General features: G+C 74.8%; 3 protein-coding genes. 1 reads left to right on the top strand and 2 read right to left on the bottom strand.

What is annotated here, in order from left to right; genetic code table 11:
• Window positions 1-321 (bottom strand): DMT family transporter (locus J0670_RS37605; RefSeq protein WP_207817265.1); only part of this gene is annotated, 321 nt, incomplete at its 3' end.
• Between the two features lie 366 nt (window positions 322-687).
• Between J0670_RS37605 and J0670_RS37600 the strand changes: the two genes are divergently transcribed.
• Window positions 688-951, top strand: coding sequence for a dsRBD fold-containing protein (locus tag J0670_RS37600; protein WP_207817264.1), 264 nt, complete (start codon window positions 688-690; stop codon window positions 949-951).
• Window positions 952-1,052: 101 nt separating this feature from the next.
• Here J0670_RS37600 and J0670_RS37595 read toward each other — a convergent pair whose 3' ends face one another.
• Window positions 1,053-1,580, bottom strand: a complete 528-nt coding sequence (locus J0670_RS37595; protein WP_207817263.1) for a hypothetical protein — start codon at window positions 1,578-1,580, stop codon at window positions 1,053-1,055.
• Window positions 1,581-1,629: the final 49 nt, after the last annotated feature.

Below are 1,629 nucleotides of genomic sequence, written 5' to 3'. Positions count from 1 at the left end.
CAGCAGCACCCCGGCCCAGCCGGAACGGCCCAGCGTCTGACGGGTCAGCACCCGGGCGAGCGCCATGGCGAAGATCAGATTGGTCGCCAGCAGCGGCTCGACCAGGGACACCTCGCCCTGGTTCAGCGCGAGTGCCGAGAGGATCAGCCCGCTGACCATGAAGGTGGTGCCGAGCAGCCACTGGGGCATCCGCATCAGGTCCAGCAGCAGCCGCCAGTGCAACAGGTCGGCACGAGGAGCCCGCTGCGCCGCGTGCTGCTGGAGGACGAAGCCGAGTCCCAGACAGCAGGCCGCGCTGAGAGCGAGGAGGAAGACCGCCACGGAGGGACCACCAGGTTGTCGCTGCCCCGCGCCTCGCCGGCGGGTCCGGGGTGGGGCCGGCGGTCGCGGCGCGCTGCCGTCAGCGTACCGCCGGGGCGGCGGCCGGAGCCGGTCGGACGCGGGGACACGGTGGATCCGCCGTCGGTCAGCCGATCAGTCGATCGGCTGACCGACGGGACAGGGACGCACCCGGTCCGGGGCCGGGCATCCCGCGGCATCCCGCGTCCGCCCACGGCCGTCCGCTGCAACGGCCGCGCTTGCCGCGGCGGGTGGGGCAGGCGCACGCTGGTGTGAGTGGCCGCCACGGGTCCACCGTCCGTGCCGGCCCGGACCGGCGCGACGGGGGTCGGGGCCAGGAGGTGTGCCATGCACAACCAGTGGGACGTGGAGCTGAGCTTCGAGGAAGACGGCGTGCACACGGCGTGCGACGCCAGGCTGACGGGCGCCAGGGCACCGGGCCTGAGCGCGCACGGCGAGGCCGAGAAGAGCGCGGAGGACCGCCCGCTCGCCAGGATCGGCGAGGAGGTCGCGGCCTCCCGGGCCCTGGAGGAACTGTCCCGCAAGCTGCGGGCCCAGGCCACCGGGGAGATCGAGGACGAGGGGCACCGCCCGGGCTACCTGATCTACTGAACCCGCGTGAACCCGCTGACCTCGGCGGCCCGGTCCGGGGCGGCCACGCATGCGCGGGCGCCCCGGACCAGCGTACGGCGCTGCTCAGCTCTAGGGATCGGTCAGCTCCAGGGATCGGCCGGCTGGTCGTCGATGGCCGTCCAGAACCGGGTGTCGGTGGGAAGGGCGCCGGTGGCCCAGAACGACCAGCCCTCGCCGTCGTGGAACTCGGCCATCCGCCAGTCGCCGCCGAAGGTGTCCGCGCAGAGCCCGTCCGCCTCGTCCCGACTGGTCAGCTCGGAGCCTGCCGTCGGCGCCGTCGCCGCCACCTCGCCGCCCGCCCAGCTGTGGAAACCGGTGGTCGGGATCCCGGCCGGGGCCGGCCGGCCGTCGACCCGGATGCAGAGCACCGGCAGCTCGGTCCCGGGGTCGGTGTCGCCGAGGTACGGGTTGCTGAGACTGTCGGTCCCGACGTGCACCGAGCCGCCGCGCTGCTCCAGGACCGCCCAGGTGAGCCCCAGGTGCTCGCCTGGCGAGGCGGCGACGGCCGAGATCGACCCATCGGCGGCGGACGCGCCGCCGGGAGCGACGGACAGGGCGGCGAGCGCGAGCGCCGCAGCGGGCACGAGGCGTCTGACGAACACGGGCATGACTGCTCCAGGGGAAGCGGGACGCGAGCGGGTCGGTTGCGGGGCGGTA

The organism is Streptomyces sp. FH025, from assembly GCF_017427025.1.
In the GTDB taxonomy this organism is placed as follows: Bacteria; Actinomycetota; Actinomycetes; order Streptomycetales; family Streptomycetaceae; genus Kitasatospora.
The sequence above is the reverse complement of the archived record's forward strand: the minus strand, read 5'-3'. Positions and strand labels throughout refer to the sequence as shown.